13 protein-coding genes, 1 pseudogene and 2 riboswitches are annotated in these 23,086 nt (G+C 41.0%); of the genes and pseudogenes, 1 reads left to right on the top strand and 13 read right to left on the bottom strand.

Going from position 1 to position 23,086, the window contains the following annotated elements:
- Nucleotides 1-460 precede the first annotated feature (460 nt).
- From ptsG to ACFX4L_RS22405, 7 genes are all read right to left on the bottom strand, one after another.
- A complete protein-coding gene (gene ptsG, locus ACFX4L_RS22435; RefSeq protein WP_377386614.1) occupies nt 461-2,530 on the bottom strand; it encodes a glucose-specific PTS transporter subunit IIBC in 2,070 nt (689 codons plus the stop codon).
- Between the two features lie 214 nt (nt 2,531-2,744).
- Nucleotides 2,745-3,587 (bottom strand): glucose PTS transporter transcription antiterminator GlcT, encoded by an 843-nt coding sequence (gene glcT / locus ACFX4L_RS22430; RefSeq protein WP_089364199.1) that lies wholly within the window; start codon nt 3,585-3,587, stop codon nt 2,745-2,747.
- Nucleotides 3,588-3,740: 153 nt separating this feature from the next.
- Nucleotides 3,741-5,072: an NCS2 family permease gene (locus ACFX4L_RS22425; protein WP_284468952.1), complete on the bottom strand. Its 1,332-nt coding sequence runs from the start codon at nt 5,070-5,072 to the stop codon at nt 3,741-3,743.
- A gap of 107 nt (nt 5,073-5,179) precedes the next feature.
- Nucleotides 5,180-5,281: riboswitch (purine riboswitch) on the bottom strand.
- A 225-nt stretch (nt 5,282-5,506) separates the two neighbouring features.
- Complete coding sequence (gene guaA, locus ACFX4L_RS22420) at nt 5,507-7,063, bottom strand: glutamine-hydrolyzing GMP synthase (protein ID WP_061461258.1); 1,557 nt, start codon at nt 7,061-7,063, stop codon at nt 5,507-5,509.
- Nucleotides 7,064-7,205: 142 nt separating this feature from the next.
- Nucleotides 7,206-7,307: riboswitch (purine riboswitch) on the bottom strand.
- Between the two features lie 36 nt (nt 7,308-7,343).
- Nucleotides 7,344-9,539 (bottom strand): DUF4129 domain-containing transglutaminase family protein, encoded by a 2,196-nt coding sequence (locus ACFX4L_RS22415; RefSeq protein WP_377386619.1) that lies wholly within the window; start codon nt 9,537-9,539, stop codon nt 7,344-7,346.
- On the bottom strand, nt 9,536-10,729 hold the full coding sequence (locus ACFX4L_RS22410; protein ID WP_377386622.1) for a DUF58 domain-containing protein: 1,194 nt from the start codon (nt 10,727-10,729) through the stop codon (nt 9,536-9,538). The genes ACFX4L_RS22415 and ACFX4L_RS22410 overlap by 4 nt, the downstream gene beginning before the upstream one ends.
- Nucleotides 10,729-11,685, bottom strand: a complete 957-nt coding sequence (locus tag ACFX4L_RS22405; RefSeq protein WP_377386625.1) for an AAA family ATPase — start codon at nt 11,683-11,685, stop codon at nt 10,729-10,731. The genes ACFX4L_RS22410 and ACFX4L_RS22405 overlap by 1 nt, the downstream gene beginning before the upstream one ends.
- Nucleotides 11,686-12,220: 535 nt before the next feature.
- Here ACFX4L_RS22405 and ACFX4L_RS22400 point away from each other — a divergent pair.
- Nucleotides 12,221-12,565: pseudogene (locus ACFX4L_RS22400) on the top strand (ABC transporter substrate-binding protein); the annotation flags it as partial.
- A gap of 241 nt (nt 12,566-12,806) precedes the next feature.
- Here ACFX4L_RS22400 and essA read toward each other — a convergent pair.
- The 6 genes from essA to ACFX4L_RS22370 all read right to left on the bottom strand — a co-directional run bounded on the left by essA (nt 12,807) and on the right by ACFX4L_RS22370 (nt 22,723).
- Entirely contained in the window at nt 12,807-13,289 is a 483-nt protein-coding gene (gene essA, locus ACFX4L_RS22395) for a type VII secretion protein EssA (RefSeq protein ID WP_289319123.1), read from the bottom strand.
- Nucleotides 13,276-16,203, bottom strand: coding sequence for a type VII secretion protein EsaA (gene esaA / locus ACFX4L_RS22390; protein WP_377386631.1), 2,928 nt, complete (start codon nt 16,201-16,203; stop codon nt 13,276-13,278). Before esaA ends, essA begins: the two co-directional genes overlap by 14 nt.
- Nucleotides 16,196-20,677, bottom strand: coding sequence for a type VII secretion protein EssC (gene essC, locus ACFX4L_RS22385; protein WP_377406246.1), 4,482 nt, complete (start codon nt 20,675-20,677; stop codon nt 16,196-16,198). The genes esaA and essC overlap by 8 nt, the downstream gene beginning before the upstream one ends.
- 30 nt (nt 20,678-20,707) lie before the next feature.
- Entirely contained in the window at nt 20,708-22,024 is a 1,317-nt protein-coding gene (gene essB / locus ACFX4L_RS22380; RefSeq protein WP_377386637.1) for a type VII secretion protein EssB, read from the bottom strand.
- Between the two features lie 71 nt (nt 22,025-22,095).
- Nucleotides 22,096-22,335: an ESX secretion system protein YukD gene (gene yukD, locus ACFX4L_RS22375; RefSeq protein ID WP_061465940.1), complete on the bottom strand. Its 240-nt coding sequence runs from the start codon at nt 22,333-22,335 to the stop codon at nt 22,096-22,098.
- A gap of 97 nt (nt 22,336-22,432) precedes the next feature.
- Complete coding sequence (locus ACFX4L_RS22370; RefSeq protein ID WP_089364189.1) at nt 22,433-22,723, bottom strand: WXG100 family type VII secretion target; 291 nt, start codon at nt 22,721-22,723, stop codon at nt 22,433-22,435.
- Between the last annotated feature and the right edge of the window lie 363 nt (nt 22,724-23,086).

Genomic DNA, 23,086 nt, shown 5'->3' with positions numbered 1-23,086 from the left:
GGCACGCCGCCAGCGTTCGTCCTGAGCCAGGATCAAACTCTCCGAAGAAATGTTTGACTTGCTCATTTTGCTTTTTTAATAGTGTGTGCTCACTTAAAATTTAACGTTGGCGCTTTGTTTTGTTCAGTTTTCAAAGAGCAATATTTTCCATCGCTTATTCAGCGACTTAATTAGTGTAACACCTTTCGAACTCCATGTCAACAACAAGTTTTATTTTCTCTTGCTTGCCTTCACTGTCTCAAGCGGTGTATTTAATATATTAGCACCTGCATGTAGACAAGTCAATTAAATCTTTAAAAATTCTTTGTTTTTTCAAGAACTACCACCTCCTTCTATATAAACACTGTTTCATTTTATTTTGAAGCATAAAGATTTTAATATCCCAAATGCCCAGCCCTGCTAATGAATAAACAAAAACAGAAGGGCAGCTAATTATAGCCACCCTCCTGTTCTTGAATGTTTATTTGCCGATAGAAATTACATCCGCTTCTTCCCTGTCTACATTCCCCGCCTTTTCAATCTTCACACTTTCACCCTCCGAAAGGTTGGTAAAGACGATTGGCGTAATTATAGAAACTGCATTGTTTTTGACATATTCTAAATCAACTTTAAGCAACGGCTGTCCGCTTGTCACTTTGTCTCCTTGAGCGACAAGTGCTTCGAAGCCTTTGCCTTCCAACTTAACTGTATCGATCCCGACATGTATTAAGATTTCACGTCCAGCATCGGAAACGATACCTATTGCGTGCATAGTCGGGAATAGGTTAACGATCGTACCATCAACAGGAGAAACAACCAATCCTTCCTCCGGCAAAATGGCAAACCCATCACCCATCATTTTTTCAGCAAAGACTGCATCAGGCACTTCCGTAATCGGTTTTAATTCGCCTTTAATAGGTGAAATAAAGCGCTCGGAAACTTCTTCCGTCCGTAAAGGTTTCGGGACGATATCCTCGATTTGTTTTTCCACGCCCTCTTCAGGAGACGCTTCTACTTTACGAGGCCTTTTTCCATCGATAATATCCTTCATTTGCCCTTTGATCGTTTCTGAACGAGGTCCGAAGATCGCTTGGATGTTATTGCCAACTTCCAGCACTCCAGCGGCTCCAAGTTTCTTCAACCTATTTTTATCAACGTTACCGATGTCATTCACCGATACACGAAGACGGGTAATGCAAGCATCTAAGTGAGAAATATTTTCTTTCCCACCCATAGCATCCAAGATATCCCCAGGTAGACTTCCGGCTGTACTTGCAGATCCCCCAGTTTCATCGTCCTCTTCCACTTCACGACCAGGAGTTTTAAGGTTAAACTTCCTTATTGCAAATCTGAATCCAAAGTAATAGATAAGTGCAAAGACTAAGCCAACCGGGATAACAATCCAAGCATTGGTTTGAGGATTAATTAAACCAAACAGTACGTAATCGATCAAACCACCCGAGAACGTCATCCCGATTTTCACATTCAGTAAATGCATGGTCATGAAAGATAGACCTGCAAACAGACAGTGGATTCCGAAAAGTACAGGTGCAACAAATAAGAAAGCAAATTCAAGTGGCTCAGTAATCCCAGTCAAGAAAGATGTAAGTGCCGCCGAAGCCATCAAGCCTCCGACTATTTTCTTTCGTTCCGGTCTTGCTTCATGATAAATGGCCAAAGCTGCAGCCGGCAACCCGAACATCATGAATGGATACTTACCAGTCATGAAAGTACCTGCCGTTAAATTCTGTACGCCATCTTTAATTTGCGCCATGAAGATGGCCTGGTCACCTCTGACTGGCGTTCCCCCGCCTTGAGGGATATAGCTGCCAAATTCAAACCAGAATGGCGAATAGAAGATATGATGCAACCCAAACGGAATTAACGCACGTTCCACAACCCCGAACACGAAAGCTCCCAGTGTCAGGTTAGCACCTAACATATTTTCGGAAAATGCATTTAATCCCGATTGAATCGTTGGCCAAATCAAAATCATCAACAACCCAAGAATAACTGCGCTTGCAGCTGTTACAATGGGTACAAAACGTTTACCTGCAAAAAATCCTAAATATGAAGGCAGTTCAATTTCATAAAATTTATTATACATAACAGCAGCCATGACACCGACAATAATACCGCCGAACACGCCAGTTCCCAACGTCGGGATACCCAGAACATTGCTGTACACCGCACCATTATTCTCAATGTCGGCAGCGTCAATTCCAAGGACAGTTCCCATCGTCACATTCATAATCAAGAACCCGATAATCGCCGCCAGCCCGGCAACACCCTCTCCACCAGCTAGCCCAATCGCGACCCCCACAGCAAACAACAAGGGAAGATTCCCAAAAATAATATTTCCGGCATTCTCCATGACCGATGCGATCATTTCAACTCCGCCACTCGCAAGAAACGGGGCGATATCCAATAAAGTCTCGTTTTGCAATGCATTACCAAACGCAAGCAATATTCCGGCCGCTGGTAAAATGGCTACTGGAAGCATCAAGGCTTTTCCGATTTTTTGCAAAACACCAAACAACTTCTTAAACATAGGTTTTCCTCCTCTTTACTGTTTTTCCATGCTAATAAAACGGTTACATTTAATGATGGAATTCATCTTCCCACGCAACAGAGTTCTAATACAAAAAAGGCATAAGCAAAGATAGGATTGAAATGAAAATTCAGGTATATAATACCCTCTTTCATAACAATCATTCTCCTCACTTATGCCTGATCGAATCAGTAACACGTAAGTTAATGTATTTTTATTTTATTTTCTTTTGTAATCGTTGGATATGCATCGTTAGATAGACAGCTTCCGCATCACAAACCGGTTCGCCTAATTTCTGTTGCATAATTTTTATTAGCTTCCATGAGATATTGTAACACAAGGGATATTCTTCTTTCAATAGCAATGCAATTTTTTCAGGTTCATCTACTTTTTCCCCAGCCAACACCCTGTCTATCATGAATCTTAAATGACGGACCAAACGTGTATAGTCAATGCTTTCCTTATTAATTTGTACGTTGAGCTGTTCCTCAACGACTTGGATAAGATGGTAGATTAATTGTGAGTGTTGATTGACTTCCGATAAGTCTTTATTTGCTATTGCACTATGAATATGAAGCGTAATAAAACCGATTTCCCCTTGGGGAAGGCCTATGCCTGTCTTATCCTGAATTAAGTCGATTACATCAACAGCAATATCATGTTCAAACGGATAAAGGGTTATCGTTTCTTTCAAGAATGGATTTTTGATAGTCATTCCTTGTGAAACACGCTGAAGGGCGAACAGTAAATGATCAGTTAAACCGACATGTATATGTTCATTGAGTTTTCCAGTTACTCGATCGTTAATGAGATGAATGGATTCTATGATGGCAGCTTGAAGACTTTGATCGATCTGCGGTAAAAGTTTTTTATAACTTTCCTGTTCCTTAACATTTTTTAGAACGAATGTTTTTTCCGCAAGTTCCGGACTTAATTCTTCGCCTTTCTTTCGGTTAAAGCCTAAGCCCTTTCCAATAGAAACTACTTCACCATACGACGGATGCGTGGCAATCACCACATTATTGTTCAAAACCTTTTCAACGATAAAACCATTCATTTTTCTCCCTCATTTTTTCCCAAAGTCATCCCAATGCCCCATACAGGATAAAGTACTTAGTACTTAGTCCTTTTACTATACACGATAAGACCTTTCTCTTACAACATGAAAGAAGAGCCCCAAAATCAGGGCTCTTCTAACTTACTCGCATTATTACTTCAAGAAAATGAAATATAGAAGGAAGACGACTCCAAGTCCCCACATGATTGGGTGAACTTCTTTAGCCCTTCCTTTCATCGACATAGTGATCGGATAGAAGATGAATCCACAAGCTATCCCTGTCGCAATTGAATATGTCATAGGCATCATGATAACGGTAAAGAAGGCTGGAACCGCAATTTCAAACTTCTGCCAGTCAATGTTTTTAAGTGAAGATGCCATTAATACTCCGACTATAACCAATGCCGGCGCAGTCACCGCAGATGTCACCACTGAAAGAAGCGGGAAGAAGAAAAGGGATAGGACAAACAGTAAACCTGTTACTACAGCAGCAAATCCACTTCGAGCACCAGCAGCAACACCTGATGTAGACTCTACATATGATGTAGTGGTGGATGTACCAAGAATTGCACCTGAAACGATGGATAATGAATCAGCTAGTAATCCTTTTCCCACTCTAGGAAGTACATTATCCTTCATCAGTCCAGCTTGTTGCGCAACAGCCACTAACGTACCGGCTGTATCAAAGAAAGCTACGAACAAGAAAGTCAATATCACGATTAACATTTGACCAGTGAAGAGATCACCGGGATTTCCGAGGGCATCGAACGCAACCCCGAATGTTGGCGCTATGCTAGGAACGGCACCGATTATTTTCTCCGGCACCGGAACTTGTCCAAAGATCATTCCTGCAATGGCCGTAATGACCATTCCTATGAACACGCCGCTTTTGACGCCTTTCGTCATCAAAATGACGGTTACGACAATTCCGAACACAGCCAATAAAGTATTTCCTGATGTCAAGTCGCCCAGTCCGACAAGTACACTGTCATCATTCGTGATGATTCCAGCATTCTGAAACCCTACAAAGGTAATGAATAAACCGATACCGGCTCCGACAGCGTATTTCAATTCGACCGGAATTGCATTAATGATTTTCTCACGTATTCCCGATAGGGAAAGCAAAACGAAGATTATACCTGAAATCAATACCCCCGTTAAAGCTGTCTGCCAAGGAATCCCAAAACCAAGTACAACGGTAAAAGCGAAGAAAGCATTCAATCCCATGCCCGGGGCAAGCGAGATTGGATACCTGGCTATAATTCCCATCAATATCGAGCCAATTGCGGCAGCTAAGGCGGTAGCGGCAAAAACCGCTCCGTAGTCCATTCTCAATTCATCCGGATAGTCCTCAATGCTTTGTAAAGTCAGCATCACAGGGTTAACAACCAGGATATATGCCATTGAAAGGAACGTAGTTAGTCCGCCAAGTATTTCACGGCGATAATTAGTTCCCAGCTCATTAAACCGAAAATAGTTTTTCATTATGAGTCTCCCCTATCATAAAATCATAAGCCAACAGAAAATGCCCCATTCACTTTTGAACGGGGCTTGACTGCGGTCATGTAAAGAAGTGGCGGTTTATCCATAACTCGCCAATCCATACACATCGTAGTCAAGCCGTTCACGGCAGCTTGGTAGAAACTTTTGGGCCATATCCCCAATATTATACGACAATTATGTTTTTTTATTATTATAGGTATAGTGTACCAATCACTAAAATAATCGTCAATATACCAAACGAATATCTTTTATGTAATTTTAGGCAATGTTCGCTTTTCGCTATATATCCCTTACTTATTATGGCTATATATTCGCCAACATACGGGAAATGTAATTAATCTACATATTCAAATATTATTTTAACCAAAAAAAAATCAGTGAAGGAAAATTCCTTCACTGATTGGATGATCAATCTTCTATTCCCACTCGATAGTTGCAGGTGGCTTAGACGTAATGTCGTACACGACGCGATTTACATGGTTTACTTCATTAACGATTCTCGTCGAGATGATTTCAAGTACATCCCATGGGATTCTCGCCCAATCGGAAGTCATTCCGTCAATGGATGTAACCGCTCGGATCCCGATTGTGTAATCGTACGTACGGGCGTCGCCCATTACCCCTACACTACGGATGTTAGGAAGCACTGTAAAGTACTGCCAAATTTCACGTTCCAAACCATTCTTTTTAATTTCTTCACGTAAGATATGGTCAGACTCACGAACGATTTCAAGTTTTTCATCTGAAATTTCGCCTAATACACGAATGCCTAAACCAGGACCTGGGAATGGTTGACGCCAAACGATTTCATCTGGAATGCCCATTTCACTTCCAAGTGCACGCACTTCATCCTTGAATAAAGTGTTCAATGGCTCGATCAATTTAAATTGCATATCTTCCGGCAAACCGCCAACGTTGTGATGCGATTTAATTGTTTGTGCAGTAGCCGTACCACTTTCAATAATGTCTGTGTAAAGTGTTCCCTGAGCAAGGAAATCAATGCCTTCGAGCTTCGTTGCTTCGTCATCGAATACGTAGATGAATTCGTTGCCGATGATTTTCCGTTTTTGTTCCGGATCTGAAACGCCAGCAAGTTTCGATAGGAAACGTTCTGATGCATCGACCTTGATTACGTTCATATTGAAGCCCTCACTGAATGTTTCCATTACACCTTCGGCTTCTCCTTTACGTAGTAATCCATGATCAACGAAAATACATGTTAACTGATCGCCAATCGCTTTATGAATCAAAACAGCAACAACGGATGAATCCACTCCGCCACTCAATGCGCATAACACTTTTTTATTTCCGACAGTTTGACGGATTTTCTCCATCTCGACTTCAATGAAGTTCTCCATTGACCAGTCACCTTTGCAACCACAAACGCCGAATACGAAATTTTTCAAAATGTCATTTCCATAAACTGAATGACGGACTTCCGGATGGAATTGTACGGCATACAATTTACGTGACTCGTCACTCATGGCCGAAATTGGGCAAGATGGGTTCGTTCCATCAATCTTGAAACCTTCAGGCGTTTCCACCACTAAATCACCATGGCTCATCCAGACGATTTGTTCTTTCGGCAGATCACTGAATAACTTGGACTCATTTTGGATAGCAAGTGCCGCTTTTCCGTATTCACGGTTTTTCGCTGGTTCCACTTTTCCGCCAAAATGTTTAGTCATAAGCTGCATGCCATAACAAATACCGAAAATCGGTAGGCCCATTTCGAATATGCGTTCATCACAACCAAATGCAGTTGCATCATAAACACTATTCGGGCCCCCTGAGAATATTATTCCCGTTGGGTTCATTTTCTCGATTTCCTCTACAGTAATTGTATGAGGATGAAGCTCACTGTACACACCAAATTCACGGATACGACGAGTGATCAATTGGTTATATTGGCTTCCGAAATCAAGTACTACGATCATTTCCTGGTTCTTTTGCAATTCTGTTTTCCCCGGCACAAACGTCACCTCTATTAATGTAATTCACTCATAAAATCGAGTGATACTTTCTTATAAAAAATATTATCATAAAAAAAGAAAAACTAAAAATCCACCCTCAAAAATACACAAAAAGTATAGACGAAGGCAGATTTTCAGCTTTCCTGTTAAAATCCGCCTTCATAGTCAAATCATTTACGGTGATTCGGTAGAAACTTTCGATCCATATTATCGAGGATATATGAAGGATATATTAGTTTAAGTTAGTTTTTGTTATTGTATCAATATAATAAAAACCTGGTCAAGAGCTAGTTTTTCTCATTAAGCTTTCCCAACCCTTTTGAAAGTGTTTCCATTCGCGATCTTCCACGTCTCCACGATATATCATTAACTCGTATGCAGCCGTCAATTCACTCATCTCATCTGTATCGTACACTACATCCACATAGGCGGCATACTCCCTTAAAGTTTGCCCCTCCGGACGAACTAAACCTGCTCGCTTTAATTGTTTCAGTAATATTAAATATGCTTTCGTAAAACGAGCACCTGATTTGTTTCTATAATGAAGAATCTGCAGATATGGAATCCACTTCCTTCTGGAAAAATAACCTATTGAAGCAAGAATCATTACACTTAACAGTGTGATGGCAGTCCATTTTAAGAGCCCTTCCATGCCCCCAATACCCATTTTGCCTGATGATTGAGTTTCCCTATCGGGTGTATTCTGGCGTTCCCTGGTCTCTTTCTTTGTTTGTCCTTCCTTAGTTGGGCCAGAGTTCTTGATCTCTTCCTGTTTCAATTTCGAATCGTAAAACTCAACTTCCCCATCGAAACCCTTTGTCGGCTCGAAGGGGACCCAGCCTATCCCTGAAAAATAAACCTCGGCCCAGGAATGTGCATTATTATTGGTCACCTTATAAACGGATTCACCATCATGGATTGATTTTTCCCCTTCCGTATAGCCCTTTACCCACCTGGCAGGTATATTGGCGGCACGAAGTAAAACGACCATTGCACTTGAATAATTATCACAATAACCTATCTGCGTCTCGAATAAAAATTGATCTACATAATCTTGATTTGTCTCCGGATACGGAATATCGTCCTTTGAATAAATGAATTCAGGTCCGTCAAAATAATCCTCTATTGCTTTTGCTTTATCGTACCAATTCGATTCATTTTTTGTAAGTCGGGATCCCAATTCGTAGATCCGGTTTGGCAATCCATCTGGAAGCTGTGTGTTTTTTTCCATTAACAAATCCATCGATTCGTCAGGTTCTGTGGTTTTCCTTAACTCAGCTATATCAAAACTCGGCATATCATAGACCAGCTCATACTCTTTCATGACCAGTCTTTCGCCATTTTCCCGTTCAGAAATGACCTTGTCCATACCCTGATAATATTTGAAATCGATTCCGCTTTTGGCCTCAATCTTTTTTAAATACCCGGACTGCGGATGAATTATATGGGAATATGATTCCGTCATGGACAGTTTTGCTGTCATTTCTTCTGTTCTAACCACTTTAGAAACGTCATAAATATTTAATGATGCCATATCCTGACCGTTGGAAAAAGAGTGAAAGTCCTTTTCCTGTATGGAAACCCATCCTTTCCCGGTATAAACATCCTTGTTCTCCACTTTCCAATAATGTCCTGCAGGTGCATTATTATAAAAAACCGTGGAACTATCTGGCTCTATCGAACCGCCAAGATCCGAATCGTCTTCATCATATCCGACACTTTTCCCCTTCGAACTACCGTCTTCTTTCAGGGCTTTATCAGAATAAGAAGTAATATAAGGCACTGGGTCCGGCCACTGCGGAGAGAGTTTTGGGGCACCGAAACCAACAAGGACACTTACCGATATCATTCCGGTCAGCATCAAGATCCATTTATTTATGGAAACCATCGGAAACCTAATCATCTCCTGTATCGTTAGACGCAGCAGGGACAGCAGACCGAGCATCAAGAACCCGATGCTGATGATTCTTATCATTGCCTTATCCCCCACATAGGGAGTGAATGTATCTAGTACAGAAATGAAAATCACCGTTAACATAAAAAAGAAAAAGATGCTTTGCCTCACCATCACCCAGTAATGGATCAAATACGATACAAGCCAAAGAAGGGTAAAAAACAGAAACGTCCGAAATGGATTTGTTATCAATTCCCAATTCCCATCGTATATATACCCTAGGTTTCCCGAAAAACCCACTAGAAATCCTTTCAACCATGATAATTGAAATAAAGCGGTTTTCGAATGAAGGAACTGTAAAGAAATCATTATATAAGCACTAATGAGAATAAACCGGATTGACCAATGCACGCGGAAATAGTGCAGCAGTAAGGAAAAAATCAAAAATAGTACAAAAATGATGATATTCCCTGTATCGGTGAGTTTATCGACAGGCCTTAACCACTCAGTGATCAACAACAGACCAAAGATATATAGGAGGACATGCATGAACCTTTCCAACTTTTCGGTAGTGACTTTCATTCCGCCATCACCTCTGATAAATCACACTTTAGTTGGCCATGTTCAAAAAAGCTAACCTTTATCCCCCTCGAGACTGCTGTAGATCTTGACATTTTTTCCTCATCAGTAAGATCTGCCGGTTTCTTCACACATAACATCAATCCATTATTAGCAAGGGAAGCACTCAACATGTCCACCTTTTCTAAGGTTAAGTCTGAAACAATGAATATCACAGCAGCGTTTGCCGGAAGGATCCCCTTCCATATCTTTTCGTTCAATGCGTTTACCTCACTTGGTTCTTCTTTAGCAAGTCGGTAAAAAATCTTTCGTCTATGGTTATTGCCTGCTCCTGTCGGTATGATTACCCTCGATCCCATACTTGCATACCCGATCTCCATGCCTTTTTTTAACATGGCATGTGCGATGGAAGCCGTCATTACAATGGATTCTTCTAATAAACCCGAAGGCTTATTATCAAGCATGATGAATAAATCCCGGTTTTTCTGCACTTCGAATTCCTTCGTCATGATTTCACTCGTTCTAGCCGTCGCCTTCCAGTTAATCCATGACAACTGATCCCCTGGCTGATACTTCCTTACCCCGGAGACCACTGAATGTTCCCGTTGTGTTTTCTTTGTTGAACCCACCGCCCCCTGATTGAACACTCGATCAAGATCATTGTAGGCAAGCTCATGATATGGAGGGAAAACAGTTATTTTCAAAGGTGAGCTATATATCGCCTCCTTTTCAAAGAGCCCGAAAAAATCCCCTATCCTGAAGCGGATCGATTGAAACGAATGTTCTCCGCGTGGCAAGTTTTCCAATGTATATGACATACTGAAGGTACGCTTGAACCCCGGAAAGATCATTATTTTCCTTTGGAATCCGCTATCTTCCATCCTCTGAGGCAATTCCTCCTCTACCAACATGAATAATAGGGGCATTAGGTTTTCACGGGTAAATGTCAAGACTATTTCAACAGAATCGCCTGCATGGCATTCCCGTTTATTGCTCTTTCTCTCAACGGTAAAGGCATGCAGCGGATAAAACAGCAGAATCGCAGCGTAAGTAGAAAATGGCAAAAACGAATAAAAAATAAACCAACTGACAAAACCACCTTGAAACATTGCAAAGCAAAAGGTAACGGCCATGAGTGATAGCAGTCCGATCACACTCCTATTTCCCCTTGAAATGCTGATGAATTTGCCCATTAAGTCACAACCCGCTTTACAGGCACTTGAGTCATCGCGACAATTTCATGTATCACCATCCCGGCATCGAATCCATCATAATTCGCTTCAGGTTTCAAAATAAGCCGGTGGGAGAATACGAATGGAACTAAATATTGAACATCATCCGGTAGAACATAGTCCCTGCCCTGGATCAAAGCGTATGCTTGGGCTGCCTTCATCAACGCTATCGATCCACGCGGGCTTACCCCTAAATAAACCCCTTCATGCGTACGGGTTTGATTCGCCAATTCAACAATATAACGTTTTATTGTATCATCCACTATCACCGCTTTTACCTCTGCCTGTAATGATATCAATTCATCTATGGTGATGACGGATTCCAGCTCTTCAAGAGGTGCCATATATTGAGCCCTATGAAGTACCTCTATCTCTTCTTCCACACCTGGATAGCCAATGTTCATTTTTAATAGGAATCTATCCAATTGGGCCTCTGGAAGCGGATATGTTCCCTCGTACTCAATGGGATTTTGTGTCGCCATTACGAAAAAGGGCTTATCCAATCCTCTTGTGATACCATCAATCGTCACACTTGCCTCTTCCATGGCTTCAAGCAAGGCAGACTGCGTTTTAGGCGAGGTCCGGTTAATTTCATCGGCTAAAATAATATGGCCCATTATCGGTCCTGGCCTAAAAATGAATTCTTGTTCCTTAGGATTAAAGATCGAAACACCCGTTACATCAGAAGGCAGTAAATCAGGCGTGAATTGTATACGCTTAAAGCTTGCACCAATTGATTTTGCCAGCGCCCTTACCATGACTGTCTTTCCCACACCCGGAACATCTTCCAATAAGACATGTCCACCGGAAAGAAGTGCCACGATGCTTAGTTCTGCTATATCCCGTTTTCCGACAATCACCTTTTCGATATTACCCAGAACCATTTCAAGTTTCTGATTGACCTGCTTATAACTCATTCTCTACCTCCTGAGATTTCCCTATCACCATTTCATACCTTTTCTATATCAATGCCAACACGCTGCTTACATTAAGATCCAATTAAACCTTACATTGTAAGTTTACTAGATATTCAGTAATCCATAAACGAATTTCTCTAAATATATTAATACTGCTTAATGAATAAGGTATGGCAAACTATTGCTAATAGGTGCTGCCTTGTCAGCTTATTAGGGAATTCAGTTTAAAACCGAAGCTGTTTCCGCAATTTTTTCTACTAAAGATACATAGATGCCCGATGCCGGCCAAACCTCTTGGTCGGCTTTTTGTTTTGCTGCAAAAAGCGATACGGAGGTCATTCACCCAACTACGATGATGTGTATGGAGATATCGGGCAGATCGCAAAAGTCATGGGCGTTACCGAAGAAGGGGGTAAATTAGTGAAGGATATCAAATCCAAATTGCAAGTGTCGAGGAAAAAGTGGAAACTTTAAATGAAAAGGAACAAACATAATTTGAAATTAGGTCTGCTCCGGAAATCCATACACCAGGAGGGAAACCTTCCAACAAAAAATCTTTAACACTGCTGGCATTAAAAACATCTTTGATGACCAAAAAGGCTGGGTTAAAGTATCCGATGAAGAAATCGTCAAGAGGAACCATAAATCCATCATTCCCACTGCCACGTTTGCAGAAGATGCTGTTGATGAAATTAAATCGTGTACAGGCTGGGAAGATATCAATGCCGTAAAAAATGATGACACCCATTTACTTGATGAAATATCATATCACGTCCTGGACCAAGGATCGGGGAAGCTGCTGAACCCGCAGCAAAAACCGCTTATCCCGACCTGGTCAAATAACTCAGAAAGAAAGGATGCTCCGGTCATTAGGCAATAAATCTACGATACATGATCTATTTATCTTAAGGAATTAAAAATGCACCAACTTCATTTCTTTCTTGTTTATACTAAAATGAATGCAATCCACTCATAAGATATAAGAGGTACTGATGAACATGTATAAAAAATTCTTCATTTTGATCTTCGCAGCCGCCCTTCTTTTAGGGCTTATTAAAACCATTACGGATATGTAGCAAAAACAGCCCGAGTCCTGACATTAGTCAGGACTCGGGCTGTTTTCATTTTCGTTTAACCTCTCCATTAAGTTTCCCCATTTTCGGGATAAGGATAAAAAACAAACAAACAACAGATAGTGCCAAAACGATGCCGAGCAATATCGTCAGGTCAAAATTAAGGGAAGGCTCTGTTTCTTCTTCACTTCTCGTTCGAATGCTGACTTCCGAGAATAATCCAAGCTGTTCTGATTTTGAAGCGATGGTATTATTTTGATTCTTCGTTACCGGAGAAAGAAACAGTGAATCCTTCACCGAATCCATGACATCATATTTCCCTCTTTCAAAAGTAAGGTCCTTTTGTTCTTCAGGCAATCTCCGCTTCTGTTCCAACAATCCTTCCTCATGGAAATATTCCGTTTGAATATCAATATCATTTTCTTGATATTCATTGGGCTCCACCATGGGTTCCTCTTCTGCCCCGCCATGCGGTGTATGGCTAAAGAACATGAAGAATAAGACTGCCATTACGTATTTAATCCACTTCATGGGCCATTTCTCTTCTTTCTGTAAGACGCTTCACTATATATGGAATGACCGTTCCAATAAGCGTCAGTACAATCAAAATGATAATAGCCGGAATGAATGCCGACTGATTACCAAATTGAATGGACATGTATACGTCTGCAACCGGGTGGCCGACATTGAAATTAGGCATGATTAAATCCAATAATGGAATGGTAAAGAAACTGATCAAACCAATCACAAGGATAGAACCGACAAACGGCCCAATTGAGAAGGCAAGCCGGGTAAACGCTGAACAGAAGAATAAAAGCAGGACAGTGAAAACCGTCCATTTAATCTCTTGCATATCTCCCAGTGGATAAATCTTTAAACCATATATGCTGATTATTAAACCTACGCTCAGATTCAATAAGGTAAACAAGGCCGCATGGACCATCATTGGCATGGTTTCATAATGATGCAGGAAGAAACCGATCAATAACCCAGAAATGAGTATGATCACCAACATGACAATTGGCGGGATATTGACCTTTTCCTGATGAAGGACTTCCCCGCTGATTTGAACGGGATTCGCCAAATATTCATACACATACCCGTTCTGCTGATCATCGACTAGAGTGTTGTTCAAGACACTATATACGTCCGTCTTGACTTTTACGGTTGAGTCTACATTTTGGGACCAATTATCATTAAGCTGATCGGCCCTTTCCTGTACGGACCCCACTTTCGCTTGCAGGTCTGCTGTTTCCTTCGTAACCGTGTCTTGTCGTTCCGCTACAGAATTGACAAGGGCGGAAATGAAGCCGACAGTTGTTGCCGTATTGTCTTGAAGTGAGACAAACATTTCACCATCAAGGTTCACTGGAGGTTCCGTCCCTATTTCAGGATCTCCCATATGATCTGATAAATTGGCAGATACTCCTTGAGCCCGTTCGGTAATTGCCGCCAATTCAGCTAAAGTTGCTTTCTGCCCTGATTCGACGTTTGCATCATATTCCTTCATATAACCCATAATGGAGTCGGAGAACATCCGAAAGTTTTCATTGACTCCTGCCAAACTTGCTTTGACGAGTTTTGCTTCTTCATCTACATTTCCGGAAACCCCAATTTTCAAGTTTTCCAATTCTTTTATATTGGCTGCAAAAACCTTATCTACATTTGCTTCCGTGACTCTTTCAGCCAATTCTCCATAAGATGAGAGTGAACCATAATAGGCAAGGAGGGTAGTTGAATCCCGGTTAGTGATAGGTTTTTCAAAGGCCTTCACCAACATTGCCCGCCTTTCTCCCCCCACTTTTTCAAGGAGTGCCTGTTCGAGATTCTTGATCTCTGTGATGGTCTCGTCGATTGTCATACTCTGGATATCCTGTAATTTTTGAATATCTTCCTGTGACTTTTTCCACTGATCACCTAAATCCTTATAATTCGTGCCAAGATCATTATAATCAGTCTGTAATTGCGTAAACTGCGCAAGCAGATCATTATATGAATCTACCAGTGTATTAAATTCCGTTATCACTTCATTATAATTTCCCGTTCTGCCGTTTACCGTTCCGCTAAGATTATTGATTTCAGTTTGGAGTTCTGCTGTAAGAATATTGATTTGTTCAGCAGTTCCTTCACTCCCCTCTGCCGGCACCAAACTTTCAAGTGCCGTGTTAATGCCATTTATTTGATCCAGCAGTCCCTGTAGCGACAGTTCATCAATCGGGTCCTTCTTTGAAGGAGCAGCCTCCGATTCACCTTTACCCGTTTCCGTTTCAATATCTTCTATAGATGTCGTTCCTTCACCAATAATTCCCCCATCACCAGAGCTGCCTGCAAGATTTCCTCTTTGCATAAGCAAGGTAGACTGAAGGTTTTCAAGACCCGCCTCTTCAGATTGTTTGAATTGTTCAATCGAGCTTTGTTGATCTTGGGTGATTTTCGTAATTTGTTCTACTTGTTTGTCTTTCATGCTTGTTGAAAACTCTTCCAATTCATTATTACTAGAATCAAGTTTCTGCTGCATGACTTCAACATTCCCATTAATGCCTTGGTCATTTAGACTGTATTTCGTATTCATCCCTTGCTGAATCTCTGGTACAGATTGGTTCCCCTCATTCAACACCTTGTCATATGATTGTACACTGTCCATGATAAGCTGCTGATTTTGGGCCGAGGTTTTCTCAAAAAGGTTACTTTGAGCTTTTTGATATTCCTCAAAAGAGGCTACATCCTTCACAAAGGAAGCCATCTGGGCTTTAGTGTTCCCTATTTCACCCATTATTTCATTACCCGTTTTCCCAGCATCCTTCGTCTGGGCAAAGACTCCTTCAAGCATGTCCCTATGTTGTTTGATTTCCCCAGCAAGGCTTTCCGAGCTTGGAGTATAAAACTCATACATTGTGTTTTGAAAAGCGATTTCTTTAGCAAGGACATTATCGAACTTCTTACGGATGTCCTCGACTGATTGGGAAACGTAACTCCAATACTGTGTTGAAATATGCTTATTCATTTTATTCTTTGTCTTTTCTAATTCCTTTTGTACCTTCTCCATATTCTCTGCATTCAAACTTGTTTGTACCTTGTACTTAATTCCCGCCTTAACAGGCTGCTCATCATCGAACGTATAAATATTCTCTGAAAAATCAGACGGGAAATATATAACTGCATCATACTTTTCATTTTCAAGTCCACTTTCCGCCGTACTTCTGTTAACCACAAACCACTCATATTCAGAATCCTTGTCCAAGGTAGTAACTAGCTCTGAACCCACGTATATGGGATTGTTGTTAAATTCAGTGCCATTATCTTCATTGACAATCGCGATTTCACGAGAGGCCGTTTCTGTCTTTTTCATTGGATTTTGGCCAATATAAGAAAAAAACAGGATGGGCAGCGCTAAGATCACCAGTATTTTACCGATTAATAGCATCGGTTTTATTTTTTCAGACACTCTCTTGCACTCTCCTTCTATATTCACTTAGAGGAATTTGGATTTTACTTTCCTGACCGTTTAGTACAAAATATCCGTAACCAGGCTGAATTTCTTCTTCTTTTCTAGAATAGGAGAGCGTATACAAGCTTTGGTCTGATTTTTTAAGAAGCAAAACAGCCTGTCTGACTTGTTTCAATTCAGTTGTCAACGAATCATATCCCTTGGTGAAGTCGTTAGCATTTCCAGCGACGATCAGACTAAATCCTAGATGGCTGTACTGTTTCATCAGGCCACTGATCCTATCCTGAATCCTGCCGTCGATCGTTTGTTGAATCCTTGAAAGGCTATCTATGACAAATATGATGGATGGGAATTCCAGTTGCTTCATCGGTTTCATTTCCAATGCCGCTAGATATTGTCGTTCACGATCTTCAAAGATTTCGGTGATATGATCGAGCCATTCGGATATCTGTTCTTTCGTTTCCACATAACGTACAGTCTCAAAGAAAGCATATGAAGATAGTCCACGATCGACTCCGTCAAACAAACCAATTTCTCCAATTGTCTGTGTAAGCAACGATTCCAAGAGCACTTTAAGGACATTCGTTTTCCCTTTACGTGATTGTCCCACGACAAGCAAGAATGGATTGGAATTCAACTCCACGGAAACAGGCGTAACGCTCTCCTCTGAAAGCCCGATTGGAATTGAATCCTTCTTAATGGCTTGTGAGCAGTAACTCTTGAAGCTGCTGGAATCAAGACGTGCCGGTAACATCGGAATCGCCGGCGGTTTGGCCATTTCCTTATAATTAACCTTATGATCTGCCACGGCCTGTTTCATTTCTTCCAAAACGGCTATATCATCCGCTCCATCGGCTGGTAAATAAACCTGCGTGAGATAGGTTTGGTCCTTCTTCACCAGCGCCCTTCCCGGAACAGGTTCATTTTCATAGAGGGTCCTCCCCAGAACAGAATATTGTTCCGAACTGTCCATTAGGTAATGGACGACCTTCGTCTTAAGACTATTCATTAACGGCTGGCGAATCGCATTGATTCTCGTTGCCGTTAAAATCATGAAAATTCCAAGTGATTGCCCATCACGTGCAAACTGAATGAGCTGTGCTTCCTGGTCCTGCATTTCATCCTTCACTAAATCGAAATTGTCGACCACGATAAAAATGATCGGCAATTTATCCTCCACTAATGCGTTATAAAGCTTTATGTTACTAAGCTCCCTTTCTGAAAAAAGCTGCTTACGCCTTTCCATCTCCGCTTTCATGAACAACATGAATTTTTCAATTTTCCTTAACTCATCGAATCGAAAGTAATCCCCTGTGTGAGGCAACTGGCGCAATGGCAGTAAAGCGCTATTCCCGAAATCAAAAATGTAATAATGCAGTTCTTCAGGAGTGAATTGATCTGCAAAACTAAAGAGAAGGGTCAAAACGGTTGTTGACTTGCCGTATCCGGAAGAACCAAAAATCCCAACATTCCCATCCTCAATCCAGTTATAGATATAATTTGTCTGGCTCTGCAATTCGGGCTCATCCTTCATTCCAAGATGGAATTGATTCATCATCAGGCTTGTTTCAGTATTTCTCGATAGACGGTCTTGAAGAGGCTGAAGCCATGGGCTTGCCAACTTCTTAATCTTCATTTCTTCCTGCGTCTTCACAATATGATCCGCAACGGCTTCAATTTCACTTATCTTTTCCTTCCTCTTATTAGTGATTTGTTCCGATACATTTGAGATTTGGACAAGACCAAGGTCTGTGACGAATGCCACTTCATCCTCAGATCCAACCGTATCCTCTAAATATGGTGCACCGCTCCAAGCTGACTGAAACAGTTCATACACCTCATTATTTCCTACCTGCAAATATCCCCGACCGGTGACAGTAATATTTGCGGCATCACTATTTTTAAGAATTTCCTTACTATCATTGGCATCCTGCACTTTTAAGGAAATTTTAAAACGGGCATTGCTCCAAATCTGGTTATCAATAACACCGCCTGGCTTTTGCGTGGCAAGAATTAAATGAACACCCAAGCTCCGTCCAATTCTTGCCGTACTCACTAATTCGCGGATGAAATCAGGTTCTTCGTTTTTAAGTTCGGCAAACTCATCAGATATCAAAAATAAATGTGGTAACGGTTCATCCGCTTTGCCCTCTTTGTATAAATCCGTGTAATCATTGATATGATTGACTTCGTATCGATCAAACATGCGCTGGCGCTTCTTCAATTCGCTATTGATGGAGGCTAGTGCCCTGGCACTGAAGTTCTTGCTTCCCTCAATATTCGTAATGACTCCCAGCAGATGAGGGATCTGCCTGAATGGCTGTGCCATTCCACCGCCTTTATAATCAATGAGCAAAAAAGCAACTTCATGTGGATGATAATGAACGGCTAATGATAGGATGTAAGTTTGCAGTAATTCACTTTTCCCTGACCCTGTCGTCCCGGCAACCAATCCATGGGGGCCATGTGCCTTTTCGTGCAAGTTCAATTCAACCCTATCCGTTTTCCCTTTCAATCCAATCGGTACTGCCAAGGATTTGGAGGACTGATTGGTCCGCCAGTTTTGGCTGATAGGAAGCTCTTCCACTTCACGTGCTTTCAATAATTCCAGAAATGAAACCGTTTCTGGTATTGAATTGTTCATGCCCTTTTGATGATCTAGTGAACGCAGCGTACGTGCATATCGCTCATTTCCTTCTGATGTATGTGCATCAAGTGTAAAAGGAGTATGAACAGCCTTCGTTTGCCGGATGAGAATCTCACCTTCGCGATCATTTATATACTTCACAAGTGTATGGACATTTTCCGTCAAACACTCTTTTGCATCCGCAGCAAAAATCGTCGAGATACCTAAATCGTCTGTTTTACCTTCTAAATATTCCAATATGACATGCTCTGCAATTAAATTACGATCCGTGACAATAAAGACAAAATGGGGAGTGAATCTCGCTTTCCCTTTGTTCTCATCCATATCTCTTTCCCTCAATAGCTGATAAATCGAAGTCAGCAGCTGATCGCGTGATTGCTCATTGTATATAAAGCCTTTTGCATAGGCATGTGGCAGTTGAAAATGAGGGAGCCATTTCATCCATTCCCATTCTTGGTAATCCTTTTCCGGAAAAATGGCCACAAAACGAACATTATGATAACTATGAAAAAAGGACAGCTGTCCAATCAATTGTTGCAGTTCCCGTTTAACAATCGATTCCTTTCCGACAAGGCCCATCGATCCGCTTGATAAATCGATGGATAACGGAAGATCATCCAGGTTTTTGTATACATCCACAAGTTCCTGCGACTGCTCAAGTAAATCATCTATATCCCGGTTGGACATATCGTTACTATTTGCCGAAACCTCATAACTTGAGGGTACGGTCGCCGTTCCGATCTTAAAGTGGAGAGCGTCTTCACTCTCCAATGTTCTCTCCCAAATACGGTCGCTAATACTATCAGTTAGATGCTTCATCCTTTCAAAAGAAGGGTAATGATAGAACAGCACTTTCTTTTGCTTTTCAGACAGCTCTTGCAGTTCTTCCCTCTTCTGGTCTAGATACCTGGTATACACACGTTGACGTTTCTCATCTCTGAATTTTTGCTTCTTTTTGTCTTTAAAGTATTGAACCGTCGAGGTTACTAAAGTCGTTGTGAACATCACAATCGATATGATGATGAAAATGCCCCGAGGCTGAACGATCGTGATGACCCCCATGACAATAAGCATCATTAACGGCGGCATAAGGATTAACCATAACCCTCTATTATTATCTTCCGATTCTTGGCTTGGAAATGATATCGTCACTTTCTCATCTGGCAATTCATAGATCATCCTTGGTGTCCGGCGATATTGTGGATAGCTTTTCTTCATTTCAGAGATTGGCTTCTTCATTTTAGATAAAGTTGTTTCATAACTCTCCGCACTATGAATCATCAATAAGTCGCCTTCAATCAACCTAAGCACCATATTTGGCCAGCAAATCAGATCACCATTTTGAATGGGAGCAGCCTTCGTTACCTTTTCACCATTCAGGAAAAGCCTACTTTTTTCTTTAGGTATGAGAAGCCACTGCCCTTTATGAAGAACAAAGGAAAAGCCATTGCCAGGAACGGGTCCTTCTTTACGGAAGGTCGCTCCCTCCTTGGCCGATATAGTGATTTCTTTCAGGTTGCCAATATAATAGAGGCTTTCTTCCAATTCCCCTGCCGTATAAAAAATCTCGACCGTTTCTTCTCCTTCATGAAAGGTGAAGCTTTGGAATGGTTTTACATCGCCAAGCTTCTTTCCCTCCCTAAACACCTCATATTCATTAAGCCCATCATGCTTTCTCAGCTTAATGGATCCATGTTCAAAGGGAAGGGAATAGACGGTGATCGTATCCTGTTTTGATGGCCCTATCGTAAATGGACCGTTATGATTATCCTTGATCGTATAGGACTGGTAGGTCCCCTTAGAATAAATCCATAATAAACTCATTAAATCTCACCTCCGCAAAAGGCCCAATGCTCACTCTTTGCTTTTCTCTTTTTCTTCAATTGATTTTTTCGAGGAATCCTTACCTTCTTCTTTTACAGCAGGCTTTGCTTCCGCTTCACCTTTATCTTCCGCATTGGAATTTGTTGCAGGCTGGTTCTGTTCTTGCTGTTCCCCATTTTCCTCCATTTGCTTATCCAATTCCTCTTTTTCCTTTCTATATTGGGACAACTCAGTATCGACTTCTTTAATTTGCGTTTCCTTTTCTTCCCCGGAAAGTTTATCGTCTAACTTAATCTGTTCTTTCTGATTTACCAAACCATACATAATCAATTCGCGATCCTCCATGATTCTCGCCAAATCGATCGCGTCCTCATTCATGCCCCTGCCTATATATATCCAATATAGGAGATACTGGCTATCGGTTTGCAAAGTGATTGCATTTTCCACATTTTTCTTAGCGACTCCCTCCAACGGTTCGTAAGTGACATAGGACTTCGCCAGTTCATATTGAACGACATACGGCATATTTTTTGGGTCGTAGTTTTCCAAACGGTCAATGACTTCACTGTATTTTTGTTTTAAGAAGCTTTCACCGCTTTCTACATATGCATCCTGCCTAGGTTGGGAGAAGAATAGTGTGTAAATCGTAAAGAACATCAGTGGCACTAGAACGATCATCGTACCCAAAAGTGTATAGCGGCCGATTCTCCATTTTTTTTCAGGGATATGCACAAATGCCTTTTCTTCCTTCTCTAAAGCATCTATCCGTTTTTGAACGACCGTGGATAGTTCATCCCAAGTCCCCGCTGCCAATATACTTTTTGATTCGTTCGATAGTTTTAATGTTTTATAATAAAGCAGATACTCTTCGAAAGTATACTGACCATCCACGAATGCCGAAATCGTTGCCTTCGTTTCTTGAAATAGCTCATCATGATTATGCTCATATGGAGGCAAACTGTCTTTTACACCATAATGTAGGAAATATGGGGTCAAGCTTGGATCAAAAACGATATTTTCTGGACAGACGACTAGTTGCAGCCGAGTCAATTCATGATTTCTGATTTTCTTCACGATTTGATAAGACGATACCCATCGACCTAACAGGTTTCTATCTTTAGCTTTGGAAAAAACAAAAAAAGAGGCTGGTGGATTTACTCTGATCTGCACCTCGTCCTCTGTCACTTCTATATGTTTCTGGAGAGCATCATCCGCTTCATGAATAAGCTGTAATTCCAGTGGGTCTTGCATCGATAGTTTTGCCCGTTGGAAAACGAACAGATACCCATTATCATCCTTCACCATTGCAGCTTCTGTTTTTTTCTCCAGATATGGTTTCTCATCCATTCTATGTACTCCTTTACCCCTGCTAAAAGGGCTTTAGACTTTATTCCTATAACGAGCCCACACTTAATCCATTAGAGGATCTCAAGGCGGTCCCCCGACGTAATTCCGCTATCAAGCAGGGTATCATAACCTGAACATACAAACTCTTTATTCTTGACCCGCACCCAATATCCATCTTTAGGTGCAGTGGCAATATCCTTTACCTGCCATACAATTTCCACAACCTTCTTGATGGAGCGGTAATTCGAGACTTGCAAGTCAAATACTTCCCCTGTATACCTGTTTAAATCGATCGTAAGTTGAATATATATGGAAACCACCTCTTTTAAAAGCAAAAAAGCACCACGATCTTCATTAAGAGTCGCAGCGCTTTTTCCTAGAAAATTCTTTATCTCTTTGACCTAATGATTATCCGCGAATTTGACTGGCAATCTGATTATCTGTATCTTCAAGGATTTGAGCTGATTTATTCAATTGTTGAGAAACTTCATTCAACAAGCGTGCCATATCCATGAATGAAGGCTTCAATTCTTCATATTGTCCGATGAAAGCCTCACTCGAAGAACCTTCCCAAATACCTGTTAAATGATCTCTCATTTTATCTAAACGACCAATGATATCCGTTACCTGTTGGCTCTCATTATCATATTGCCTAGCTACATCTTTCAGTTCCGAAGGTGTTACGCGAATTTGTGACATAGAAAAACTCCTCCTTTAATCTTATATAGTACATTTTAATAGAACCATACATTTTCTGCCATATAAATAAAAATAAAGTCGAAAAATGGTAAATTATGATTATGGAAAAAACCTAAATATGGGATTATGAAAGTCTATGTACCTGTTTTTCCGAATCATTAAACATTTCTTTGAATGAATTTTATTTTTTTACCTTTTCATGGTAAAAAAAAGTTCCTTATGGGGCTGTTGACAAAATGGGGGAGAGCTTTTGCTCCTTCCCCATTTTGATTTTTATCGTTAATTACTTGTTTATTTATTATTTTTCTTCCTTTTTTTGTAGCTAGTTCATTACTTTTATCATTCGTTTTAAGTTTAATGCCA

The sequence above is a fragment of the Peribacillus sp. YIM B13482 genome, from assembly GCF_042787975.1.
Taxonomy (GTDB): Bacteria; Bacillota; Bacilli; order Bacillales; family DSM-1321; genus Peribacillus; species Peribacillus simplex_A.
The sequence above is the reverse complement of the archived record's forward strand: the minus strand, read 5'-3'. Positions and strand labels throughout refer to the sequence as shown.

Coding starts and splice junctions, on each gene's coding strand:
- ptsG (WP_377386614.1), bottom strand. CDS start 2,530: ATGTTTAAGAAGTTGTTTGGTGTTTTGCAAAAAATCGGAAAAGCCTTG.
- glcT (WP_089364199.1), bottom strand. CDS start 3,587: ATGAATGGTTTTATCGTTGAAAAGGTTTTGAACAATAATGTGGTGATT.
- ACFX4L_RS22425 (WP_284468952.1), bottom strand. CDS start 5,072: ATGAAAAACTATTTTCGGTTTAATGAGCTGGGAACTAATTATCGCCGT.
- ACFX4L_RS22415 (WP_377386619.1), bottom strand. CDS start 9,539: ATGAAAGTCACTACCGAAAAGTTGGAAAGGTTCATGCATGTCCTCCTA.
- ACFX4L_RS22410 (WP_377386622.1), bottom strand. CDS start 10,729: ATGGGCAAATTCATCAGCATTTCAAGGGGAAATAGGAGTGTGATCGGA.
- ACFX4L_RS22405 (WP_377386625.1), bottom strand. CDS start 11,685: ATGAGTTATAAGCAGGTCAATCAGAAACTTGAAATGGTTCTGGGTAAT.
- essA (WP_289319123.1), bottom strand. CDS start 13,289: ATGAAGTGGATTAAATACGTAATGGCAGTCTTATTCTTCATGTTCTTT.
- essC (WP_377406246.1), bottom strand. CDS start 20,677: ATGAGTTTATTATGGATTTATTCTAAGGGGACCTACCAGTCCTATACG.
- essB (WP_377386637.1), bottom strand. CDS start 22,024: ATGGATGAGAAACCATATCTGGAGAAAAAAACAGAAGCTGCAATGGTG.
- ACFX4L_RS22370 (WP_089364189.1), bottom strand. CDS start 22,723: ATGTCACAAATTCGCGTAACACCTTCGGAACTGAAAGATGTAGCTAGG.